The organism is Polynucleobacter sp. MG-Unter2-18, from assembly GCF_018687675.1.
Classification (GTDB): Bacteria; Pseudomonadota; Gammaproteobacteria; order Burkholderiales; family Burkholderiaceae; genus Polynucleobacter.
Window position 1 is genome coordinate 835,242 of sequence record NZ_CP061302.1, and the last position, 21,374, is coordinate 856,615.

Consider the following 21,374-nt stretch of genomic DNA (forward strand, 5'->3'; position numbering starts at 1 on the left):
TAGGAATTGAAATGTTTTTAAAAAGAGTATTGATTGGAGTTTTATCTATTTCAATCGCTGCGCCAACTGTATTTGCACAGTCGGCCCCAGCATCCTCCAAAAAGAAACCGAATGTTGTTTTCATTCTTGCAGATAACGTAGGCTATGGTGATATGGGGCCTTACGGTGGCGGTGAATTACGAGGTGCTCCTACGCCACGCACTGATGAATTAGCCAAGAGTGGGCTGAAGCTGACCCAGTATTTGGTAGAGCCAGCATGCACACCATCTCGTGCTGCATTAATGACCGGGCAATACTCCATTCGGAATGGTTTGTCACTTGTTGCAGAAGCTGGTACTCCTAGCACTTTGCCAGGCAAAGCCTACACAATGGGTAAATTGTTTAAAGATGCAGGTTACGCAACGGCAATCTTTGGCAAATGGCATTTGGGCGCAGCACCTCAAAGCTTGCCTGGCGCTCATGGATTTGATCAGTATTATGGTTTGCCGCCGGATGTCTCTTGGGACTCTGCCACCTACGTTGCACAAGCCATACAAACACACTCCTATTCAAATGTACCCGCTAAGGTCTTGTATGAAAAAGGACCTTGGATTAGTCAGCAAAAAGGAAATGGACCGCTTGAGCGTGTGAAGCCATTTACGATGGAGGTCAGAGCAGAGATTGATAATGAATTGACAGAAAAATCAATTGCATTCATGAAGCAAGAGAATGCCGCTGGTAAACCATTCTTTCTTTATCTGCCGTTCTCAATGGGTCACTCCCCCAATCTTTCCTCTAAACAATTTGCAGGAAAGTCTCGCATTGGTCAGTACGGCGACAAATTGATGGAAGGGGATTATCACGTTGGCCAAATCATGGATGCCCTCAAAGAAATGAATATTGAGGACAATACTATTTTGGTTTTTGCCTCTGATAATGGCAGTACCGGACAATACATGATGACTTATGATCGATTGGGTTTGGGCGCTCCTGACATGGGGTCAAATGGACCGTTTCGAGGGGATTTAGGCGAGGCCACGGAAGGCGCTGTTCGGACTTTTTGCTTTATTCGCTGGCCTGGTCATATCGCTCCAAATACCTCTTCATATGCCATGTTTTCGATCATGGACTTTATGCCTACCTTTGCCGCTGTCTTAGGTGCTAAGCTACCAACAGATCGAGCCATTGATGGAGTCAATCAATTAGATACGCTTACTGGTAAGAACAAAATAGGTAATCGCGAACATTTAATGTCCTTTATTGGCGCAGATTTAGTAGCAGTACGCTGGAAGCAGTGGAGAATGTATTTTAGGGATATGAATCGCACGGGCACTGGACAACAAATGCTTGGCGGAATAGCTGCTAATTCAGTTCCAATATACTACCCAAAGGTTTACAACATCGAAATGGATCCGCATGAAGATTTACAGTTAGTAAATTATGAATCCATTTCAGTTAACGCATTCAAAGTAATTCAAGAGTATCTTGCCTCGGTTAAGAAGTTCCCCAACCCTCCACCTGCTAACTTAACCAACTTTAATCAGCGTTAAGAGGAAATATTGAGTGCATAGCCAGATTTGCAAAAGAGGTTTAGGAATTTTTTCTAAACTTTTTTTGATTTCAATCAGCTTCTTTTCGTCACAAGCACTATTGGCAGATGAGGGTGGAGTTCCCTTTTGGATGTCTGGTCAATACGCCAGTATGGCTGCAGTTCCATCACAACCTGGTTGGTCATTGGTATTGATGCCTTATGTCTATAGTGGTAGTGCAGATAAATCAAAAAACTTTCAACATGGCCAAAGTGTTAATGCTGGCTTAAGCGCCAGAGAATCCATTTTCTTATTTCAGTTGGGATACTCAGCAGAGGAAAAGATCTTAGGCGGGCAGCCCTATGTTGGAGTAGGCTGGGGTCCTGGTTCCAATACCACTACAGCATTTACAAGCGTCTCAAGTCTAAATACTGAATTTAATAAAGCAAATTCGGTAACAGGAAGTACTGATATATATCCCCTGGCCAGTTTGGCTTGGAATAAAGGTAATAATAATTTTATGACCTATGTGACTGGAGATATACCAGTGGGTACCTATAGTGCAACCAGTCTTTCTAGTATTGGTATTGGTCATGCTGCAATGGATGCTGGTGGTGGTTACACTTATTTGAACAACACTATAGGCTTAGAATTTTCTAGCGTGCTGGGTGCCACTTATAACTGGATGAACAATCAAACCAATTACAAGAATGGCATTGATTCCCACTTGGATTGGTCTATTTCACAATTTCTATCGCAAAATTGGCAGGTGGGTATTGCGGGATATGGCTACTATCAACTCACTGCGGACTCTGGTAGCGGAAATAGGGTAGGAGCCTTCAAATCCCAAGTTGCAGCCATTGGCCCACAAATTGGATATCTACTTAATATTGGTAAAAAACAAGCCTATATTAATTTACGTGCCTATAAAGAGTTCTGGGCGCAGAACCGAGTTGAAGGGTATGCCATGATTTCGACCATTAGCATCCCGTTAGGAAAGTAGCAAGATGAAAAATCTGCAGGGTCGCGTGTTGCTGATTGCAGTTCTTGCAGCTTTCGGATTAGGTTCTTATTTACTCTGGACTAATTTCTTTTCTAAGCCTCAGCAAGCTATTTCAGAAATCCGTTTAGGTGATGGCGTTAATGGCCCAAAAGGTATGGCTTGGGTTCCTGGTGGTGAATTTTTAATGGGTAGTGATCATAAAAAAGCGCAAGCCAATGAGAAGCCTACACATAAAGTGAAGGTGTCTGGATTTTGGATGGATACCACTCATGTCACTAATGATCAATTCGCACAATTTGTAAAAGAAACCAATTACAAAACCACCGCAGAGCAAGTTCCCGATTGGGAAACCATTCGCGTACAACTTCCACCAGGAACTCCTAAGCCGCCAGCCTCAGTATTTGTAGCTGGAGCAATGGTTTTTGTTGGTACAAAGACCAAAGTTAATCTGAATGACTACTCTCAATGGTGGGCCTATGTGCCTGGTGCAAATTGGCGGCATCCAACTGGCCCAAAAAGTAATATTGATGGCAAAGGCAATCATCCAGTAGTTCAAGTGAGTTACGAAGATGCTTTGGCATACGCCAAGTGGGCTGGAAAGAGATTGCCTACCGAAGCAGAATGGGAGTTTGCGGCTCGAGGAGGCTTAAATCAAGCAACCTATGTATGGGGCGACCAACTAGAGCAAGAGGGTAAGCTGCCAGCCAATATTTGGGATGTAAAAAAGCAAGCATTCCCGGTAGTGAGTCCAGTCATAAGTCCTAAAGCTGGCGGCGCAATCGGTACCAGTTCCGTTGGGACATATCCTCAAAATGGGTATGGCTTGTTTGATATGACTGGTAATGCTTGGCAATGGGCTGCCGATTGGTATCGCGCTGATTATTTTGCAATACAAGCTAAGGAGTATGGAAATAGCGTTGTGAATAATCCTCTTGGACCTAGTAATTCGTATGATCCTGATGATTATGGCGTTCCACCCAATGCCCCAAAACGGGTCATTCGTGGTGGATCCTTTTTATGCAATGAAGATTACTGCCAGTCGTATCGTCCAAGCGCACGTCGGGGTGCAGATCCATATAGCCCTATGTCGCATTTAGGATTTCGATTGGTAAAAGACTCCTTACAGTAAGATGCACATTAATATTAGGAGGCAGTATTTACTGAGGTAAAAATTATCAATTCTCCTATTTCCCCTCCAGTTGCCACTAGCCTCAAATCTGTCAAACAGTAATTAACTCATGAAAATTCTTAAACTGCATTTAGCCGCATGCTTACTTTTGATTGCCACCCAAGTCTTTGCCGACAATGCAGCGATTTATTTCAATGGCGACATCCTGACGATGGAGGGTGATAAGCCACAGTATGTTGAAGCGGTTGTGGTAAAGAGTAAGAAGATTACTTTTGTTGGCAATCTGCGAGACGCTTTAAATGGAGCCGGCGCTAATCCAGTAATGCAGGATTTAAAAGGTCAAACTCTATTACCGGGATTTATAGATGCTTGGGGCCACTTTACTCTGATTGCTCAGAACACTCTCGCTGTCAATCTGGGGTACTTTTCAAAAAATCCGCCGAAAACTACTAAGCAGCTAATAGACCGCTTGAAAGCAGAAGCAAGGCCATTTAATGGTTGGATTATTGGCGCAGAGTATGCAGACGCTTTTCTTACCGATGGTCCTTTAACCATTGCTCAGTTAGATGTAGCATTTCCGAATCAACCAGTATTTGTTAATAATATTTCTACCCTTACCGGGATTGTGAATACTGCGGGACTAAATAAGCTAGGATTTACCAAAGCCACTAAAGTCAAACAAGGTATGCTGCCCGTTGATCCAAAGACAGGAAAACTCACTGGTGAGTTGATTGGTGATCCTAATTTCGAGGCAACAGCGAAGGTATTCGGTAAGTATTCTCAAGATTTAATGATGGAAACTTATCGCAAAGCCGAACAGATCTATGTCTCAAATGGATACACTACTGCGCAAAGTTATGAAACTACGATTCAAGATATTAGTAATATGCGCCAAGCAGTTGATCGTAATGTGATCAGCTTAGACCTGATTGCGCTTCCCACCTATGATGTGGTTGATCAACTGCTTGCAACTAATAAAAATTATCCTTTTGGAGTCTATACCAAGGGTGATGGCGGCTTTAAGGTTGCTGGAATATTGGTTTCTACAGACGGTGCGCCACAATTGCGTTTGGCCTATTTCACCAAGCCTTATAACGACACTACAGGATTTCCAAAAGAATGGCGCGGTATGGCTGTTGCTTCCCAGGATTTGGTTAATAAGTACGCAAAGTTAGCTTATGAAAAAAATATCCAGTATTTCGGCTATTCCAATGGCGATGCTGGTATTGATATGGCGCTTTCTGGAATTTCTAAAGCAATAAAAGAAACGGGCGTTACTGAAGATCGTAGATCAGTGATCTCTCATTCATTCTTTGTTCGTGATGATCAACTCGACCAATACAAGGCCAATAAAATCTTGCCCCAATTCATGCCTAACCACATCTGGATGTATGGGGAAGTGTATAGACGGATTCTGGGGGACGAGAGAGCTAACAATATGGTTCCACTCAATTTGGCTAAGAAAAAAGGAATGCAATTTGGCCTTCACAATGACACGCCTTCATCTGGCCCCAGTGCATTGTTCACGATTTGGACTGCGGTTAATCGCAAGACCTATGGAGGCAGTACTTTAGGACCCAATCAACGCATAGATCCATATACCGCTCTGCGTGGCTTTACTGCTATGCCTGCATATCAGTACAAAGAAGAGGCATCAAAGGGCACTATTACAGCTGGAAAACTTGCGGATATGGTGATTCTTGACCGCAATCCAATGAAAGTGGACCCAATGGAAATTAAGGATATTCAGATTGTGAAGACCATTAAGAATGGTAAGGATTTGTTTATTCGTCCATAGTTGGACAAATTGTTTTTTTGAGGTTAACTAAACTTCGTGCGATAGATTGCTTTGTGATTAGCAACAGCCCATCGCGGCCCTGACGCTGTAATGTCGGTTTAACCGACACTAATTAATTCAGGTCGCCCAAAGACCCCAAACTGCATTGCACAGTTTATTACACAGTCCCGATTTATTAATCTAAGTCATTGAAATATATAGACATTCCAGTAGCCACGAATTCTTCTAAGGCGTAGGTCGCACGTTCGAATCGTGCTGGGCAGGCCAAAAATTCTGCATCCCTTTAGACTTTACAAAAAAGAGCTATCTCATTGATAGCGCTCCTTGCAGTTTGTAAATATGTAGCCTGTAAGTGAAATACATGCCATCTCTCTTTATAAATTTGTAACGTGGTATTAATCTTAAATTCCTCAGCAACTTCAGCAAGTTTCAATGAGTCAGCTAGAAGTATTTCTTCGCTACCAACTTGTATCAGTAAGGGCGGAAATCCACTGAGATCCTGTGAAAGCGGACTGTGATAGATATCTTTTGAGTCATATTTGTACCAATCAAAAGCCTGTTTCATTAACCCTATCGAAATCATTGGGTCAATCTCTTTTGCAAGTTCAGTTATTGGACTCCGAACCTCAAAATCTGTAACGGGAGATATTAAAAATATCTTATTGGGTAGCAAGAGTCCTAGCTTCTTTAGTTTGAGTGCTAGCGCCAGTGCAAGGCTACCTCCAGCTGAGTCTCCGCCAATGATGATTTGATTAGCAGTAAATCCAATTTCGATTAATTTGAGGTAGCAATCTAATACATTAGAAAGACCTTCCGGGTATTTATATTCAGGCGCAAGCTTATAGTCTGGAGTCCATATCGAGTAGCCTGTAAGCATTGCAAGTCTGGTTGTAATCGATCTATGTGTTTTTGGGCTTCCGAGGCAAAATGCACCGCCATGGATATATAAAATTACCTTATCGGTTTTTTTGTTAGGTGGGTTAAGAATTTCGACGCTGAAATCTTTCAAGCTAATAAATTCTCTCTTCATACCTTTGATACCAAAGAGTAAAGGGGTGATCATCCCCAGTATGAATCGCTGGGTTTTAACACTTTGAGGCGGCCGTATAAATTTCTTGAAAACTAGCTTTATAAGTGACCTTAAACAAAAAGAGCTAATACTTTCAATGAGATTGTTTGGTGGATTTATTTCCATTGAAAAAATTTTCAATTAATGACACATTAGCAGAGAGTGCACATTCAAAAACCTATCCATGCGCCTAGTTTTAAACCTGAAAAAAATCTAGAGCTACTGAAGTTTAGAGCGCTTTAGGCATAGACCATAACTACTCAAATACAAGGTTAGCCCATTTAATAAATGCCATAACCAATGCGAACCACCAATAGAGTCACATAGGGACATATCAATTTGACGACTCAGTAGGGAGGCTGGAAAAACAATGACCGCCATCCATAAGAAACGAGCCGCTGACAGATTCGAGTATTGGGTGGCCAATGCATACATAATCAGCGCCAACCAAGCGCCTAGGTACATGCCAGGGGGTAACCAAGGTAGAGCGGGATTTAAGTAAGTTATTAATAATTGAGCTAAAACAATGCTGAGGATGAGTAGGATAACTGACCCCGACTGAATCAACATCGAGTTTCTCGACCATTGCTTGGGGATGAGAAATGCAAAGGTTACTAAATAGAGTGCTATTGCTAAGACATCAATTAGACCAGTAAGGCGATTTGCAAAAGTATGAAAGCTAAAACTACCTAGGCCAATGAAGATTATCAAAATAGCCATTAGTTTGGAGCGGGAAGATCTTAGGCGCCACAGAAAAAATCCTGCCACGATGAATGACAGGTTGCTCATGGCATTAATGGGCTCAGCCCAAAAACTTGCATCTAAGCGCTCACAATAGATATCTACAGAATTGAACCAAGAATTCATAAAGGGTATCTTAATGGAGCATCAAGAGACTAATGCAATCCCCTGCATAAGCACTTTGCCATTCCGGCATAAAGAAAAAAGCCATCACATGGATGGCTAGATAACAGAAATTAGGGTTTACGCATAAAAGCACAAGATAAAAATTACGGCCAATAAGGCGGTGCATGAAAGAGTCAGATATGTGCCTCGTCCTGGGGTGTGAAACAAAATATCCTTATTCATAATTTACTCCGGACTGAAATGAGCGATCATTGGGCTCATCAAAATCAAATAAGAAGTTATTTTTGCGTCGCCGCAGATGTTTGATGATCAGCCGATCTTTTGGACGCTCTTCCAGGTTTAACTTTCTACTAAAACTTTTGAGTTCAAATAGTTTTGCATTACTTTTGTTCACTTGCATGGCCAAAATCTCCTTGAAAAATGATTGAAGACGTTATATTCCAGGGAAAATGTTCCTGGGAAGTTATTTAACAGCTGTCATATGAAATTTTAATGGCACTCTAGACACAAATAATCAGACTTTTATTGTTGCATGGCCGCATTTCAATCAAGGATAATTGTTTTGACAGGTAAGTAATAATTCACAATACCTAAATTACTATTACTTAATAATTTATCTGTATAAAGAGGCTGTCATATAGATTTTGTAGAATTGAAACATGCAATTAAAAGTAATCGACAGCTTTTTAGCTAAAACAGTTCTTGATGATGACGTAATTGGGCTCACGCCTTTAAAGGCGGGGCGATACCCAATCAAGGCGATTGAAGATGAGCAATATGAGGTTGCCAAATCAAAGACCACAGTTTGCTATCTCACAAGTCATGAGCTTGAGCAAGTCATTAAATCGAAGGCTGCTGTCATCATCAATGAGTGATGTTGATTCGATTTGCTTAGGATGTTTTAATCTGTGGCCTTACACGAGGAGTTAATACATGTGTCGATGGATGGCCTACGCTGGAGAAAAGATTTATCTAGAAAATCTTCTTTTTTTGCAAAAGAATTCACTGATCTCCCAAAGCCTTAAAGCTACAAAATCTAGCTTTACCACCAATGGTGATGGTTTTGGGGTAGCTTGGTATGGGGGTAAAAAAACTCCGGGACTATTTAAGGATGTTTTACCTGCATGGAATGATGAGAATTTAAGACAGCTGAGTCAGCATGTCAAAAGTGGTCTATTTTTAGCTCACGTACGGGCTACTACAGGTACCAGTATCTCCCGAGCTAATTGTCACCCTTACACATATGGCAAATGGAGCTTTATGCATAATGGCCAAATTGGACATTGGCAATTTCTGCGCCGAGATATTGAGTCTTTGATTTCAAAGGATTATTATAATCACCGACTAGGCACCACAGATAGTGAGGCTTTTTTCTTGCTAGCGCTTTCTTGTGGATTGGAGAAAGACCCTATACGCGGCATCAAAAAGGCAATCGAAAAGGTCATCTCTCTTTTAGAGGCTAATGGGGCAACTGAACCGTTTAGATTTTCAGCAGCCCTAAGTGATGGTAAATCTATTTGGGCTTTTAGATATTCAAGTGATCAGCAGTCACCATCCCTTTTTTATGGGACGCCTGATTTACATAAAAAACAAGCTCAATCGAAGATGATTAACACGATTGCGTCTGAGCCATTTGACGATGATTCAGATCATTGGACTGCGGTGGGGGAGTCTAAAATTATTTTATGGAAAAACAAGGCGGTTTCAATTAGTCCGCTTTTCTAATGTGTCTAATAAGATAAACATGCAATTTCAATCAAAATTTCTTTCTTTGATTCTTGCATCCTTCCTGTTCATGAGTCTTCCAGTATTTGGTCAAAATACCCAATACGGAGTAAGACCCTTTTATTTAATTGACGCAATGAAAGAGGGGCCCTTAAAAAGGAAGCTAAAAAGTTGTACTAGTAATACTCCCAAACCAACATCATTTTCTATAGCTCACCGTGGAGCACCCTTAGAGTTTCCCGAACATACCGTACAGTCCAATAAAGCTGCCGCACTCATGGGGGCTGGTATTTTTGAATGTGATGTCACGTTTACTCAAGATAAACAATTGGTTTGTCGCCATGCGCAAAATGATTTACAAGCAACAACGAATATATTGCTAACAAATTTACAAGAAAAGTGCACCAAGCCCTTTACCCCAGCAAATGGCACAGAGCCTGCGCTAGCGGAGTGCCGTACAACTGATATCACCCTAGACGAATTTAAAACCCTGCGCGGCAAGATGGCTGGGTTCAATAAAAATGCTCAGGATATTCAGTCATATCTGGCGGGCACACCAAGTTGGAGGACCGAATTGTATTCAGAGGCGGGCGGTACTTTATTAACGCATCAAGAATCTATCGCTTTGTTTAAACAATTTGGCGGTAAATTTACTCCTGAGTTAAAAGAAGCAGTTGTGCCAATGCCTTATTTAGGATTTACCCAAGACCAATATGCACAAGCTCTCATTAATGACTATAAGCGAGCTGGCGTTTCTCCAAAAGATGTTTTTCCACAATCCTTTAATTTGAGTGATGTGATTTATTGGATTCAGAATGAACCCGAGTTTGGAAAGCAAGCAATTTATTTGGATGGTAGATATGAGCAGAAAGGATTTAATGCTGCACAGCCTGAAAATTTAAAGCCAACCATGCAAGAGCTCTATGCGAAAGGAGTGCGATATATTGCTCCTCCTATATGGGTGCTGCTGACCACAGGTAGTAATGGAGAGATTACTCCATCGGCTTACGCTAGGGCGGCAAAAGAGGCTAAATTAAACATCATTACATGGTCTCTAGAGCGTGATGGGCCGATGAATAAGGGGGGAGGCTGGTACCACCAGTCAATTAAATCTGCCATTTACACCGATGGCCAAATTTACGAGGTTTTAGATGTACTAGCTAAGCAAGTTGGTATTAAGGGGATATTTTCAGACTGGCCTGCAACTGTTACCTACTATGCAAACTGTATGGGACTTAAGTAAGTACGTAAATGAATAATCTCTATTAAGGCATTGCACAGTTTATTACACAGCGCCGATTTATGCGTTTCAGTCATTAAAATATATAGACATTCCAGTAGCCACGAATTCTTCTAAGGCGTAGGTCGCACGTTCGAATCGTGCTGGGCAGGCCAAATTCTCTTATTAATCGTTACTCTAGCTTCAATACAGTGCTCCATTGGCAAGGTTTAGATTGGATCATACCTATTGCTCATAAATCTTCGTTTATAGTGCAAGAAAGCACCCACTCAAAGCTTTTAATCCTTAAATTGCAAGACTCTTATTGGAAATGGAAAGCAGATGGGCGATTACACCAAGATGTCGGCACATTACGACACGATTATGACCTCAGGGTATTACGACTATCCAGCAATTGTTGATGGATTACTTAGTCATCATCCTTTTGAGAATGTTTTGGAGATTGGGTGCGGCACGGGTTTAATTTTGGAGGAGATTGCCAAGCGTGAACCAACAGCCAATATCCGTGGCATAGACTTAACTCAATCGATGCTTGACATAGCACAAAAACGTTTAGAGACGTATCCAAATATTAAGTTAAGTCAGCAAAATATTACCGAGTTAAGTCTTGAGCAGCAATATCGTTTAGTTTTTTCATATGGCGGCGTTTGGTATTTCGTGATTGATGGCAATAAAGAACCATTTCTAGTTAGCCATATCTATGATGAGCAAGCAAACCATCTTGGACTTGAAAGTTTAAGTAAATTTGTTCAGTCCGGCGGAAAATTGCTACTGGGAATTCAAGGACCACACTATGATTATGAAAAGCCAATTTCTAATGGGATGATCTATTCACAAAAGATTGAACCTTTAGAGCTGGGGTTCACTAAGCACTATTACTTAGATGACAAAGATAATCGTGTCATGGCACAGACGATTCACTATCGCACCTATAATTTTAGCGATGCCAAGAAATTGCTATCAAGCTATAGTTTTGAGTATGAAGATCGCACAGAAAAGCACCAACATTTTCTTGAGTTTAAGCGTCTTTAGAAATGTCTATAAAGATGAATGACCCACTAATTGGCTTTATTGGCGTAGGTAATATGGGCAATCCCATGGCAGCTAATTTATTAAAAGCGGGTTATAGGCTAAGCGTATTTGATCTCGAGTCTCATAAAGCAATAAATTTAGTCTCATTAGGCGCAAGTCTTGCTGAAAGTATTGCGCAAATCGGTGAGCAATCCCATGTAGTGATTTGTTCATTGCCAGGTCCAACACAAGTTAAAGAGGTAATGTTTGGTGGCGGCGGGCTCATTAATGTAATAAAGCCAGGATCGACCATTATTGATACTTCCACCAGTTCGGTAGAGCTAGCACAAGAGTTATCAAACCTACTGGAACAAAAGAATGTAGGCTTTTTAGAGGCGCCAGTGACTAATGCTGTTGACTTTGCAGCACTTGGTAAATTATCGATTTTTGTTGCCGGTAAGCAGTCAGATTTTGCGATGTGGAAACCCATTTTTGAAGTTCTTGGCGAAAAAATATTTTATGTTGGTAAACCTGGTAATGGGGCTACGATTAAGTTACTCACCAATCTGCTATGGTTTACACATGCCGCAGTGATCGGTGAGGCTTTGATGTTAGGTGCTAAGGCTGATATTCCATTAGATATTGTTGCTGCAGCGATTCAATCAAGTGCTGGTAATAGCTGGGTAGCTCAACATGACATTCCATCGATTTTTGCAGGTCACTATGACCCAAGTTTTTCTCTAGCGTTATGTTGTAAAGATTTGGATTTGGTCAATCAAATTGCGCAGTCTCAGGGCTTTACGTTGACTATGGGTCAATTTGTTCAAAGCCTTTTCGAGGAGGCTCAAAAAACATATGGGGCATCTGCTGCTGAGTTGCATGTAGTCAAATTATTGGAAGATCGGGTTGGTACTTATTTACGCCCTCAATCACAAAATTTGCTTCCATAACGGTTATACAGATCATGACATTAAAGAATCAAGTCAAACTCATGCAAGAAGCGCACTTGCACATGCCTCAAGGGGTAGCAGAAAATTACCGCTATTGGGGTGATGAGCAAACTGTATTTATCTCCTCAGCCAAGGGGGCTCAGCTGATGGACTGCGATGGCAAAAAATACATTGATTTTCGTTTGGGATATGGCCCAATTATCTTGGGCTATCGCGATGATCGTATTGACCAGGCCGTTATTCGACAAATTCAGGAAGGCGGAACGCTATCGGGTTTTTCTACATCTCTAGATACAGAGGTGGCGAAGCAAATCAAAGCGCTATGCCCACAAATTGATAAGTTACGTTTTGCTAATTCTGGTACCGAAGCAGTGATGGGCGCAGTCAGAACAGCGCGTGGTTTTACTGGCAGAGATCGAATTGCTATTGTAGAAGGTAGCTTTCATGGCCTAGTTGATGAAATGATGTGGAAATCTGATATCGAAAATTGGAATTCTGGCGATCTTCTTCCCCCCAAAATTATTCCATTTGGGGCAGGTATTCCTAACAATACGTGCGAGCTGGTTGACTTTATTGAGCTCAATAATTATGAATCTCTTGAGCAACTTTTTATGGCAAGGAAAGATTCCTTAGCCTGTATTTTATTGGAGCCAATTATTGGTAACGCAGGCAGTATTGCAGCCTGTAATTGCTGGTTACAAAGATTGCGTGATCTATGTACCGAAAACGGTACGATTCTCATTATTGATGAAGTTAAAACGGGGTTTAGGGTAGCTAAGGGTGGCGCTCAATCTTTGTATGGAATTTATGCAGACCTAACAACGTATGCTAAGGCCATGGGCAACGGCTATCCTATTGCGGCTTTTGGTGGAAGATCCGAGGTGATGGACGTGGTTGGTTCTCATCATGGAGGTGTTGTGCATGGTGGAACCTATACTGCCAATTTAGTCAGCTTAAGTGCAGCATATGCAACCTTAGATATTTTGGGAAAAACCAATGCTCTTAAAACAGTGGATGAGGCGGGACAGAAGATTAAAGCGTTATTAGGTCGTGTCTTTACTGCTGCTGGAATTGAACATGCTTTTGCTGGACCGCCTGCAATGTTTGGCATTCACTTTTCTAGGGAAGTACCCAATAATTATCGCCAGTGGCGAAAAGTGAACAATACCCTATATCAAAAATTTGCCTGGAAATTAATTGAGTATGGAGTGATGCTCGAGCCAGACTCAAGAGAGCCTTGGTTTATTTGTGAGGCACATGGTCAAATAGACTTTGCTTGGTTAGAGGATGTGGCCACTAAAGCAATTAAATCCGCACTCTAGAATAAGTAGTCAAACGACCTGCGTTATTGCACGATTTATTACACAGTGATACAACAAATTATTCCATAAAGACTAGTTAAATTACTATCAAAACTAATTTAAAAAAAATCCCAAACAACCGGTGTCACAAAAGTTTCATTTAATTGGCGCAAAATAAATTCACTAGTAGTGCCCTCGAAAATCATAGGATAACCATCAAATTATTAGAAGTATTAGACCCAATCAATAATCAATATGCTTTAGGAAATAAATATGCAATACAAGACAAATAAGCAGCGCAAGCCTGAGAAGCACGACAATCTAAATGTTAAGCACAAACCATGCTTTTACGTATCTTCCACTGCTATTGCAGTTTTCACAACTGTTTTATGTACAGCCGCCTTTGCTATCGATGGCATAGTATCTACGGGTATCAAGATTCTCTCGCTTTAGAAGGCCCGTATTGAGCACATGGTTTGAATCAGTACTATTAAATTGAGTCTTTTAAGCGCTCAACACACTCTAAACCGCATCGCACAGTTTATTACACAGCGCCATTTTTATCGTGTAAGTCATTGAATTTGTTGGACTTTTCAGCAGCCACAATTTCTTCTAAGGCGTAGGTCGCACGTTCGAATCGTGCTGGGCAGGCTACCAAAGTACTCCCCAATTCCTTTAAATCAACGCTTTGCAGTCAACTGCAGCGACTAAGACAGCATTCACTTAGTTGTCCAACATAGCAAAAGCTTGTCCAAAACACGGATTGGATTAAATAACACTTGAATAGATTCCAGACTTAAGGATATACTTTTTCGCAAGCAGGAGAGTGAGGTTTTATCTCCACCGAAGGCGCAAACTCCCATGAACGCTCAGGTATCCATCAGGAAGGTACTGCTTATCCTAAATAGCCGTCTGGAGAGTCACCATCTTTATGGTGCACCGAAGGAGCAAGCACTCAGCCACGCTGCAGTGTGAATCTCTCAGGTATCAGGGACAGGGGGAGCGGCAGCCATATTGATATGGAACTTTAGGAGATTTCGCATGCGCGCACTTCCGAGCTAATTCAGTTTTTGGCAATACAGATCATTTGATTCAATTTTCACTTACTGAATAAGGATATTCATCATGAGCAATAAACTAGTCCAAGAAGCCCCTTTTCATCCTGGATATGAGGATGCTGGCTACAAAAATGAAGTTTCACCAGCAATTGCCGAACTAGAAAGCTTTAGAAAAACAAACGCACGCTATCTCGGCTTTTCAGAGTTAATAGTAGATTTCTGTAAGTCATCAAAGCCATTTACTCCAGCCTGATAGTCAAACAACAACCCCAGTTAGCAATAGCTGGGGTTTATTTAAAGCGTAGGTCTCACGTTTGAGGCATGCTAGGTAGAGTAAAAAAATCTATGAGCATCACCTTAAATAAGGATTCAAACTACATCTTGGTTAATGGATTTATCAGGACACATCTAAAACTCAAAAGTAAATTGTGAGCTTGTATCTTCCCCTTTGGCCTTAGAGCTGTTGCGTTCATTTCTTTTTGCTCGCGAGGCATGTTTATCAATAACAGATTTTTTACCAGCCCGAACTTCTGACAAGTTACGTCTAGCATATAGACGATCTTTAGATTGCTTTGTGGCAATGGCAATTTCTACCACTGGATCTGGGATTTCTTTACCAGTATAGAGTCCGATACTCTTTTGCACTTCCTGAGGCATCATCCATGGCTCAAATATCCATGTATCTGGTATCTGTCGCATGTAAGGAAGCCACTTTCTAACGAAAATGCCTTTTGGGTCCTGGTCTTGCGCTTGCTTAATGGGGTTATAGACGCGAGTCACATTAATTCCGGTTGTGCCGGATTGCATTTGTAGCTGACTCCAATGGATGCCTGGCTCATAGTCTAAAAACTGAGTAGCTAACCATTCCCCTACCGGTCTCCAATGCAGCCAAAGTGGGTAGGCGGCAACAGAGACCAGCATTGCACGCATTCTAAAATTAAGCCATCCCGTCTCGCGCAGCATAGTGACGCAGGCGTCTACCATGGGCCAGCCCGTCTTAGCGTCCTTTAGGGCATTAAAGTAATCTTGATTAAATTCATTCTCACGGAGTCCGTCATATCCGCGGTGCATGTTTTGCCATTCGATTTCAGGTTCACTCTCTAGCTTTTGAATGAAATGACAATGCCAATATAAGCGACTCATGAAGGCACTCAGACCTGATATTTTTCGGCTAGCTTGAGGCGGAGTTTGCAGTAATTCTTCGTTTGTAGCTTGAACTACTTCTCTAATGCTAAGGCACCCATAGCTCAGATATACCGATAAGCGGGAGCAAGCATCTGGCGCGGATAGAGGTGAAGAAATCCCGCCGCGGTACTGCATGCTTCGTTGCTTTAAAAAACTATTGAGTGTTTTGAGGGCGACAGACCTTCCTCCGTGTTGTCTGCGGGGAGGGTTGTGGTGCAAGTGCTGAGGCGCCTGCATTGTTGAGGGCGTTAAAAGAGAAGTGCCTGAATTCAGTACTAAGGTGCTTGAAAGAGGGGCTTTCCAAAAATGAATCTGTGAGAGATCATGTAAGGGTGCTTCCATGTGTCTTTGCCAATTGGCTTGCCATACATTACGGTTCTTAAGACCCCTAGTCACGCCAAACTGGGGATATTCACCCCATTGAATGCCGTGAGACCTGCACCAGTTACCAAGTTCTCGATCTCTGGCGTAAGTAAATCCATTTCCAGTTTCTTCATGAGAATGGATGTCCTGAAAAGGATTGGCTTGCCAAATTTTAGTAAGCACCTCAATCAGTTCACCTTCATGGATCTCTAAAGAGCCGCCACGTAAACGCAGTTGGGCATCTAGGTCTTGAAGGGATTCTCGAATGAACTCAAAATGTTGAAGGGAGACATCTGGTTGCAGCCAAAGCGTTGGCTCAATGACGTAAATGCACCGAATAGGTCCACGCTTTATAGCTTCGACAAGGGCGGCGTGGTCCTCACAGCGCAAGTCACGCTTAAACCAGACCAGTTGATAACTCATAATTTGATGGTATTAAAAATTAACTCAGATTAATGTCAATACATCATTAATCTCTTAAAAAAGTAATCTCCCATCATAAGAGCCTTTGACTAATTTTGCCTAGCTAGCAAGATAACCTTTTACATTTTGTACTGACACCAAGACACTACGTAGACTTTAGCCTTCGACTTTTGCGTGTACGCTCAAAAAATTCATCGGGCTTTAAGCGAACCCACTCAATAAATCCTGCTAAGTCAGCTTGTAGTTTAAGTTGTTCAACAGTGTTATATTGGCGCGCTAGCTCAGCTTCAGTAAAGACGGCGTGTATCTGTCGATGGCAAATGCGATGTAAGACTGCAGTTTGACGACCCCCATGAGATTTAGGAATCAGGTGGTGCTCATCTCGCTGCGATTTTGGGATGGCTCTGTCGCAAAGTGGGCAAATCAATAATTCGGGTTGTGGACCTGGTAAGTTACTTAACTCAGACAGAATCAGTTTTTTCTTGATGCGTCCTGTCATAGCGTTAGTAACCTGAAAATAGGTCGGCTTATTGGGCTGCTAAATCAACAATCACAAATCCAACCGCGACGATATGTACCAGGGTTATAACAACAGATAAACCATGTAACACTAAAAAACGCTGCTTCAGCTTTGCATCCGCAGCTGCATTGATTGCGGGCATCAGGATTTGACGAGTAGGAATAGTGGTTAGAAAAATGAGCGCCAAAATACTAGCGCTAAATAAACTGCTCGTTATAGCTAGTAGCGCTGCAATGAGTGATGTGATGGCAACAAATATATAAAAAGATGGGAAGGCCTTGCGTATTAATGCACGAGCTTCTTCTGGTGGTAAAGATTTAAATAGAAATGCGGCAAAGCTTGCGGAAAATAACAGCATGCCTCCAAATAGTAAGGAGGAGCTTAGTAAGGCAGATGTGTGGAGAACGGTTTTAATCAAAGGATAGCCTCGAGATAAGCAGTTTTACAAGTAGCGCTGTTGGGTAAGAAATAGAATGAATCAAAATAGCAAAGCATTATGGTGAATCAAGTTAAGCCCTGGTCTACGCGATGATTTCAGAAAATAGGCAGAGTGCTGAGTCAGCCACTAAGTTTCTTGCTCTTTTTTCTTCTGATTTTTTTCTCGTTCTTTCCGAAGATCGCGTAACTGCCACCATGCGAATAGTAAAACTCCTCCAAAAATCAGCACTACTTCAATCAAAATAACGGGGCCAAAGTTATCCATTTGCTTCCTAAATCCTATGTACTCATTTTAGGGTCTGCAATGCAAGCCTTAATAGCCTTTGACTCTAGAGTCTTGAGCCACTCAGGCTTTGCTTTTGGATTCATGACTAGCTCATTAACTTGTCGATTCGAAGCATTTTTAGAAATGAAGTCGGCTTGGCAAGCGCAATAGGCTGTAAAGTCCTCCTCAGTGAGGGTTTTACCTTTAATGCCTTGATGTTCAGCTACTTGCTCGCGAGCGCAATTCTTTTGATAATCTTTAGAGATTGCTTGGGCAAATGACTGGTTGGTCATCACCAGCAAAAATACCAAGGCTAGACCTGCACGAAATATTGACATTTTTACTTCTCCCTCAAATTGTTAGATTGCCGTCCTAAATTCCCATCTCCGCAAAGACCTCTTTCGCACATCGGAAACTATCAATCGCTGCAGGTACCCCACAGTAAATCGCCGCCTGCAAAAATACCTCCTGAATATCCTCTTTGCTTAATCCATTATTAATTGCGCCTCGTACGTGAAGCTTTAGCTCATGAGGGCGATTTAAAGCGGTAATCATGGAGAGATTAATGATGCTTCTTGTTTTACGATCTAATCCAGGGCGATTCCAGATTTCATTCCAGCAATATTCAGTGACCAATTCCTGCATAGGCATATTGAACGCATCAGCATTCTTAATAGAGTTGTCTACGTACTCAGCCCCCAGTACTTCGCGGCGAGTTTTGAGGCCTTTTTCAAATGCTTCCTTATTCATACCAATCTCCTGTGCTGTTGCCATGTTTTGAATAGATTTCATATATTGCCACTATTTAGGCAATCCCGTTTAGCCTAGAATGATTTGTATGAATATGACTCTTGCTTTGCGTGTTGCCGCCTTATCCTGCACTCTGACTTTACTGAGTGCCTGTACTGTTGATAAGTTGGAGGCTAGGCTTCAGGCTGATCCACAATGTAAGTCAGTTATGAATGTTAAAACCGGCGCCTTAATGCCATGCCCTGGAACTGATAAAGAATTTTATCAATCTGTAGCTACCCAAAATGCGACTGCACCAAAGGTGACTCAAGCTGAAGTTCAGCGGGCATTTGCTTCTAGCCCATCGCCAACCCCAAAAGCTGTCACCGCACCAGTAGAGTGCAGACCACAACTTCATCAAAAGTCAGGGAGCTTGATGCCTTGCCCAGCACCTTAGGCAACTTAGATTCATAACCTGCATTCAGCGTATGATCTAAAAGATGCAGCTGTAAAGCTGGTATCAAGCAAACCTCTCACCGGAAGAACACATGAATAAATTAGGCGCATTAGTTGCGACAATCTCTGTAGCTACTTTGTTGGCTGCCTGTAGCAATACGCCTAAATTGGCCAGCGAGCCAATGCCCAAGTCGGGGTTTTTGCCAAATTACTCGGTATTAGTGCCGATGGCTACATCTGAAGCGGATACTCGTATTTGGAGATATCGTAAAGCTGGCGTGAATCCAGGCGCCTACACTGCAGTCATTTTGGATCCAATCTACTTGAACCAAAACGCTACGAGGGAAATTTCTCCAGAGCTCATTAATCAAGCGCAGATTGCATTGCAAGATTCCATTGTTAGTGCAGTGAATAGTCGTGGTAGTATTAAGATCGTAAATCAACCCGGTCCAGGTGTTGCTCGAATCTCCGTTGGCATTACTGGTGCAGAGAGTTCGGCAGATAGCTTGCAGCCATGGAATTTCACGCCAATTGGATTGGCAATGAATGCAGCAGCTTATGCCGGTGGCGTGAACTCTAAAACTCCGGCAATGTTGGTAGAGAGCAAGATTACCGATAGTCAAACTAAAGAAGTCATTGGTGAGGGCTTAGTCACTATTCAGGGTGAATCTTTCCGCACGGGCGGTGGTTCAGTTGAATCATTTGTTGCTATGGCTAAAAAAGTAGTCAGGGTTGCATTAGAAACCGCTGCTGATCCAAGAGTAACTTCTGCAAAATAAGAATCTCTGTGCGATTATCCATCGGCAAAATATGCTCTATCAGCGTGGCAGCGTTTATCTTTATAGCAGCCCCTGCTTATGCTGATGACGCATCACGTAATAAAGAAATTCAAGAGCGCTTCGCTAAATGTGATGCCAATCGAGATGGTAGGCTGACCATGGATGAGGCCAAAGACTGTATGCCTCGAATCTATAACCATTTCAGCAGAATTGACGTGCAGGGCAGGGGCTATGTCACTGTTGCTCAAATCGAAGCAATGGCAGATCGTTAATTTAGTGAGCGAGCTTAGGTAACTTTTTAGAATCTGCAGGCCAAGTCAGCACAATCTTTGGATCAATCTTGAAGATCTTCTTGTCTTTGTCTGGGTAATCAACTCGTGACAACAAATTGGCAATCAGATTGAGGTGCGCAAGTCTTTTATCGTTGGCACTAACGACTGTCCAGGGAGCATCTGATGAGCTAGTTTTTTTGAGCATGCTATCTCTAGCTTCCGAGTAAGCGCTCCACATCTTCTGTGCCTTTTGGTCTATTGGACTAATCTTCCATTGCTTTAGTGGATCCTTTGCGCGATCCTTTAGTCGAGCTGCTTGCTCTTCTTTGCTGATATCTAAGTAATATTTAATGATTTGAATATCCGATCCAACTAGTAGAGATTCAAAATCATTGACTGTATTCATAAACTGCTTGTATTGGTCGTCAGTGCAAAATCCCATGACTTTTTCGACGCCCGCACGGTTATACCAACTACGGTTAAATAATACGAATTCACCAGCGGTCGGAAGTTGAGCAACGTATCTTTGGAAGTACCATTCGCCTTCCTCGTGCGGGGAGGGTTTATTCAAAGCAACGACTCTACTATCTCTGGGGCTTAAATGTTCGGTAATACTTTTAATGGAGCCATCTTTACCGGCGGTATCGCGTCCTTCGAAAATAACTAAGAGGCGTTTACCTTTTTGAATAATGTGACGCTGAAGTTTGACTAATTCAATTTGAAGCAGTCTGAGGTCTGCCTCGTAAGTATGTTCATGAATTTCAGAATTACTCACGGGCAGCCTTCGCAAAACATTGGATTATTCAGCAATAGGTGTTTCTGAAATTACTTTTTTCGCAACAGCTTTTTTGGCCACTACTTTTTTAGCTGGAGCCTTTTTTGCTACTACCTTCTTTGCTGGCACTTTCTTAGCTGCAACTTTTTTAACTGGGGCCTTTTTGGCCGCTGCTTTTTTGGCTGCTACCTTTTTAACTGGCGTATTTTTCTCAAGCTTATCCAAAGCTTTTGCCAGCTTGTCGATGAGTTTTTCTCTATCTGCCTCGAGCTTGTCTAGTTTTTTCAATAACTGCTTAACTAATTTTTTCTGACTCATGGTGTATTCCTTTCAAGAGAGTACTGTTTATTTAATCTGCGTAAATGGCCGATGTCTAACTTCTGATGCTACGTTTTATTGCAATCAGTTTCAAGTGATTATGACACTCAGATTCATATTCCCAATATGTTCAATATTTTTTGCGAGGAAAATTGAAGCGATCTTGCAAGAATTATTAAGTTATGCAAGAAG

General features: G+C 42.0%; 25 protein-coding genes and 1 riboswitch. Of the genes, 14 read left to right on the forward strand and 11 right to left on the reverse strand.

Annotation, left to right across the window (positions count from 1 at the left end; all coding sequences use genetic code 11):
* Positions 1 to 11 precede the first annotated feature (11 nt).
* From C2759_RS04395 to C2759_RS04410, 4 genes are all read left to right on the forward strand, one after another.
* Positions 12 to 1,529 (forward strand): arylsulfatase, encoded by a 1,518-nt coding sequence (locus C2759_RS04395; protein ID WP_215356443.1) that lies wholly within the window; start codon positions 12 to 14, stop codon positions 1,527 to 1,529.
* A gap of 64 nt (positions 1,530 to 1,593) precedes the next feature.
* A complete protein-coding gene (locus C2759_RS04400; RefSeq protein ID WP_215356444.1) occupies positions 1,594 to 2,511 on the forward strand; it encodes a transporter in 918 nt (305 codons plus the stop codon).
* A 4-nt stretch (positions 2,512 to 2,515) separates the two neighbouring features.
* Positions 2,516 to 3,640, forward strand: coding sequence for a formylglycine-generating enzyme family protein (locus C2759_RS04405; RefSeq protein WP_215356445.1), 1,125 nt, complete (start codon positions 2,516 to 2,518; stop codon positions 3,638 to 3,640).
* A gap of 109 nt (positions 3,641 to 3,749) precedes the next feature.
* On the forward strand, positions 3,750 to 5,438 hold the full coding sequence (locus tag C2759_RS04410) for an amidohydrolase (RefSeq protein WP_215356446.1): 1,689 nt from the start codon (positions 3,750 to 3,752) through the stop codon (positions 5,436 to 5,438).
* Between the two features lie 283 nt (positions 5,439 to 5,721).
* Here C2759_RS04410 and C2759_RS04415 read toward each other — a convergent pair whose 3' ends face one another.
* The 3 genes from C2759_RS04415 to C2759_RS04425 form a co-directional block, all read right to left on the reverse strand.
* Positions 5,722 to 6,633, reverse strand: a complete 912-nt coding sequence (locus C2759_RS04415) for an alpha/beta hydrolase (protein WP_215356447.1) — start codon at positions 6,631 to 6,633, stop codon at positions 5,722 to 5,724.
* Positions 6,634 to 6,726: 93 nt separating this feature from the next.
* A complete protein-coding gene (locus tag C2759_RS04420) occupies positions 6,727 to 7,374 on the reverse strand; it encodes a ceramidase domain-containing protein (protein ID WP_215356448.1) in 648 nt (215 codons plus the stop codon).
* Between the two features lie 214 nt (positions 7,375 to 7,588).
* Complete coding sequence (locus C2759_RS04425; RefSeq protein ID WP_215356449.1) at positions 7,589 to 7,774, reverse strand: hypothetical protein; 186 nt, start codon at positions 7,772 to 7,774, stop codon at positions 7,589 to 7,591.
* 259 nt (positions 7,775 to 8,033) lie between these two features.
* Here C2759_RS04425 and C2759_RS04430 point away from each other — a divergent pair, with 259 nt between their 5' ends.
* The 7 genes from C2759_RS04430 to C2759_RS04460 all read left to right on the forward strand — a co-directional run bounded on the left by C2759_RS04430 (position 8,034) and on the right by C2759_RS04460 (position 14,912).
* A complete protein-coding gene (locus tag C2759_RS04430) occupies positions 8,034 to 8,249 on the forward strand; it encodes a hypothetical protein (protein ID WP_215356450.1) in 216 nt (71 codons plus the stop codon).
* 70 nt (positions 8,250 to 8,319) lie between these two features.
* Positions 8,320 to 9,099, forward strand: coding sequence for a class II glutamine amidotransferase (locus tag C2759_RS04435; RefSeq protein WP_215356451.1), 780 nt, complete (start codon positions 8,320 to 8,322; stop codon positions 9,097 to 9,099).
* Positions 9,014 to 10,342, forward strand: coding sequence for a glycerophosphodiester phosphodiesterase family protein (locus tag C2759_RS04440; RefSeq protein WP_251367026.1), 1,329 nt, complete (start codon positions 9,014 to 9,016; stop codon positions 10,340 to 10,342). Before C2759_RS04435 ends, C2759_RS04440 begins: the two co-directional genes overlap by 86 nt.
* Positions 10,343 to 10,660: 318 nt before the next feature.
* Positions 10,661 to 11,371, forward strand: coding sequence for a trans-aconitate 2-methyltransferase (locus tag C2759_RS04445; RefSeq protein WP_215356452.1), 711 nt, complete (start codon positions 10,661 to 10,663; stop codon positions 11,369 to 11,371).
* A gap of 14 nt (positions 11,372 to 11,385) precedes the next feature.
* A complete protein-coding gene (locus C2759_RS04450) occupies positions 11,386 to 12,300 on the forward strand; it encodes an NAD(P)-dependent oxidoreductase (RefSeq protein ID WP_215356453.1) in 915 nt (304 codons plus the stop codon).
* Positions 12,301 to 12,314: 14 nt separating this feature from the next.
* Complete coding sequence (locus tag C2759_RS04455) at positions 12,315 to 13,622, forward strand: aspartate aminotransferase family protein (protein ID WP_215356454.1); 1,308 nt, start codon at positions 12,315 to 12,317, stop codon at positions 13,620 to 13,622.
* A gap of 881 nt (positions 13,623 to 14,503) precedes the next feature.
* Positions 14,504 to 14,608, forward strand: a riboswitch (glycine riboswitch).
* A 118-nt stretch (positions 14,609 to 14,726) separates the two neighbouring features.
* Complete coding sequence (locus tag C2759_RS04460) at positions 14,727 to 14,912, forward strand: hypothetical protein (RefSeq protein ID WP_215356455.1); 186 nt, start codon at positions 14,727 to 14,729, stop codon at positions 14,910 to 14,912.
* A 155-nt stretch (positions 14,913 to 15,067) separates the two neighbouring features.
* Here C2759_RS04460 and C2759_RS04465 read toward each other — a convergent pair whose 3' ends face one another.
* The 6 genes from C2759_RS04465 to C2759_RS04490 all read right to left on the reverse strand — a co-directional run bounded on the left by C2759_RS04465 (position 15,068) and on the right by C2759_RS04490 (position 18,603).
* A complete protein-coding gene (locus tag C2759_RS04465; protein WP_215356456.1) occupies positions 15,068 to 16,630 on the reverse strand; it encodes a cryptochrome/deoxyribodipyrimidine photo-lyase family protein in 1,563 nt (520 codons plus the stop codon).
* 145 nt (positions 16,631 to 16,775) lie between these two features.
* A complete protein-coding gene (locus C2759_RS04470) occupies positions 16,776 to 17,129 on the reverse strand; it encodes an HNH endonuclease (RefSeq protein ID WP_251367027.1) in 354 nt (117 codons plus the stop codon).
* A 28-nt stretch (positions 17,130 to 17,157) separates the two neighbouring features.
* Positions 17,158 to 17,568 carry a DUF4149 domain-containing protein gene (locus tag C2759_RS04475; protein WP_256441206.1) on the reverse strand — a complete coding sequence of 137 codons (411 nt, stop codon included), beginning with the start codon at positions 17,566 to 17,568 and terminating at the stop codon, positions 17,158 to 17,160.
* A 147-nt stretch (positions 17,569 to 17,715) separates the two neighbouring features.
* Positions 17,716 to 17,853 (reverse strand): hypothetical protein, encoded by a 138-nt coding sequence (locus C2759_RS04480; protein WP_215356458.1) that lies wholly within the window; start codon positions 17,851 to 17,853, stop codon positions 17,716 to 17,718.
* A 14-nt stretch (positions 17,854 to 17,867) separates the two neighbouring features.
* Positions 17,868 to 18,191 (reverse strand): hypothetical protein, encoded by a 324-nt coding sequence (locus C2759_RS04485; protein WP_215356459.1) that lies wholly within the window; start codon positions 18,189 to 18,191, stop codon positions 17,868 to 17,870.
* A 34-nt stretch (positions 18,192 to 18,225) separates the two neighbouring features.
* Positions 18,226 to 18,603, reverse strand: coding sequence for a carboxymuconolactone decarboxylase family protein (locus tag C2759_RS04490; RefSeq protein ID WP_215356643.1), 378 nt, complete (start codon positions 18,601 to 18,603; stop codon positions 18,226 to 18,228).
* 88 nt (positions 18,604 to 18,691) lie between these two features.
* On the opposite strand from C2759_RS04490, the gene C2759_RS04495 reads away from it, so the two are divergent.
* From C2759_RS04495 to C2759_RS04505, 3 genes are all read left to right on the forward strand, one after another.
* The gene (locus C2759_RS04495) at positions 18,692 to 19,039 is read left to right on the forward strand and encodes a hypothetical protein (protein ID WP_251367028.1); all 348 of its coding nucleotides are present in this window, start codon (positions 18,692 to 18,694) and stop codon (positions 19,037 to 19,039) included.
* A 91-nt stretch (positions 19,040 to 19,130) separates the two neighbouring features.
* Positions 19,131 to 19,817 carry a DUF3313 domain-containing protein gene (locus C2759_RS04500; RefSeq protein WP_215356460.1) on the forward strand — a complete coding sequence of 229 codons (687 nt, stop codon included), beginning with the start codon at positions 19,131 to 19,133 and terminating at the stop codon, positions 19,815 to 19,817.
* A gap of 8 nt (positions 19,818 to 19,825) precedes the next feature.
* Entirely contained in the window at positions 19,826 to 20,089 is a 264-nt protein-coding gene (locus C2759_RS04505; protein WP_215356774.1) for a hypothetical protein, read from the forward strand.
* Position 20,090: 1 nt separating this feature from the next.
* Here C2759_RS04505 and ppk2 read toward each other — a convergent pair whose 3' ends face one another.
* Positions 20,091 to 20,864 carry a polyphosphate kinase 2 gene (gene ppk2, locus C2759_RS04510; protein ID WP_251367029.1) on the reverse strand — a complete coding sequence of 258 codons (774 nt, stop codon included), beginning with the start codon at positions 20,862 to 20,864 and terminating at the stop codon, positions 20,091 to 20,093.
* A gap of 24 nt (positions 20,865 to 20,888) precedes the next feature.
* Positions 20,889 to 21,182, reverse strand: a complete 294-nt coding sequence (locus tag C2759_RS04515; RefSeq protein ID WP_215356462.1) for a serine/threonine protein kinase — start codon at positions 21,180 to 21,182, stop codon at positions 20,889 to 20,891.
* Between the last annotated feature and the right edge of the window lie 192 nt (positions 21,183 to 21,374).

Excerpts from the sequence above, each read along its gene's own strand:
- C2759_RS04395 (WP_215356443.1), top strand. The coding sequence starts at position 12 with ATGTTTTTAAAAAGAGTATTGATTGGAGTTTTATCTATTTCAATCGCT.
- C2759_RS04405 (WP_215356445.1), top strand. The coding sequence starts at position 2,516 with ATGAAAAATCTGCAGGGTCGCGTGTTGCTGATTGCAGTTCTTGCAGCT.
- C2759_RS04410 (WP_215356446.1), top strand. The coding sequence starts at position 3,750 with ATGAAAATTCTTAAACTGCATTTAGCCGCATGCTTACTTTTGATTGCC.
- C2759_RS04415 (WP_215356447.1), bottom strand. The coding sequence starts at position 6,633 with ATGGAAATAAATCCACCAAACAATCTCATTGAAAGTATTAGCTCTTTT.
- C2759_RS04420 (WP_215356448.1), bottom strand. The coding sequence starts at position 7,374 with ATGAATTCTTGGTTCAATTCTGTAGATATCTATTGTGAGCGCTTAGAT.
- C2759_RS04425 (WP_215356449.1), bottom strand. The coding sequence starts at position 7,774 with ATGCAAGTGAACAAAAGTAATGCAAAACTATTTGAACTCAAAAGTTTT.
- C2759_RS04430 (WP_215356450.1), top strand. The coding sequence starts at position 8,034 with ATGCAATTAAAAGTAATCGACAGCTTTTTAGCTAAAACAGTTCTTGAT.
- C2759_RS04435 (WP_215356451.1), top strand. The coding sequence starts at position 8,320 with ATGGCCTACGCTGGAGAAAAGATTTATCTAGAAAATCTTCTTTTTTTG.
- C2759_RS04440 (WP_251367026.1), top strand. The coding sequence starts at position 9,014 with ATGATTCAGATCATTGGACTGCGGTGGGGGAGTCTAAAATTATTTTAT.
- C2759_RS04445 (WP_215356452.1), top strand. The coding sequence starts at position 10,661 with ATGGGCGATTACACCAAGATGTCGGCACATTACGACACGATTATGACC.
- C2759_RS04450 (WP_215356453.1), top strand. The coding sequence starts at position 11,386 with ATGAATGACCCACTAATTGGCTTTATTGGCGTAGGTAATATGGGCAAT.
- C2759_RS04455 (WP_215356454.1), top strand. The coding sequence starts at position 12,315 with ATGACATTAAAGAATCAAGTCAAACTCATGCAAGAAGCGCACTTGCAC.
- C2759_RS04460 (WP_215356455.1), top strand. The coding sequence starts at position 14,727 with ATGAGCAATAAACTAGTCCAAGAAGCCCCTTTTCATCCTGGATATGAG.
- C2759_RS04465 (WP_215356456.1), bottom strand. The coding sequence starts at position 16,630 with ATGAGTTATCAACTGGTCTGGTTTAAGCGTGACTTGCGCTGTGAGGAC.
- C2759_RS04470 (WP_251367027.1), bottom strand. The coding sequence starts at position 17,129 with ATGACAGGACGCATCAAGAAAAAACTGATTCTGTCTGAGTTAAGTAAC.
- C2759_RS04480 (WP_215356458.1), bottom strand. The coding sequence starts at position 17,853 with ATGGATAACTTTGGCCCCGTTATTTTGATTGAAGTAGTGCTGATTTTT.
- C2759_RS04485 (WP_215356459.1), bottom strand. The coding sequence starts at position 18,191 with ATGTCAATATTTCGTGCAGGTCTAGCCTTGGTATTTTTGCTGGTGATG.
- C2759_RS04490 (WP_215356643.1), bottom strand. The coding sequence starts at position 18,603 with ATGAATAAGGAAGCATTTGAAAAAGGCCTCAAAACTCGCCGCGAAGTA.
- C2759_RS04495 (WP_251367028.1), top strand. The coding sequence starts at position 18,692 with ATGAATATGACTCTTGCTTTGCGTGTTGCCGCCTTATCCTGCACTCTG.
- C2759_RS04500 (WP_215356460.1), top strand. The coding sequence starts at position 19,131 with ATGAATAAATTAGGCGCATTAGTTGCGACAATCTCTGTAGCTACTTTG.
- C2759_RS04515 (WP_215356462.1), bottom strand. The coding sequence starts at position 21,182 with ATGAGTCAGAAAAAATTAGTTAAGCAGTTATTGAAAAAACTAGACAAG.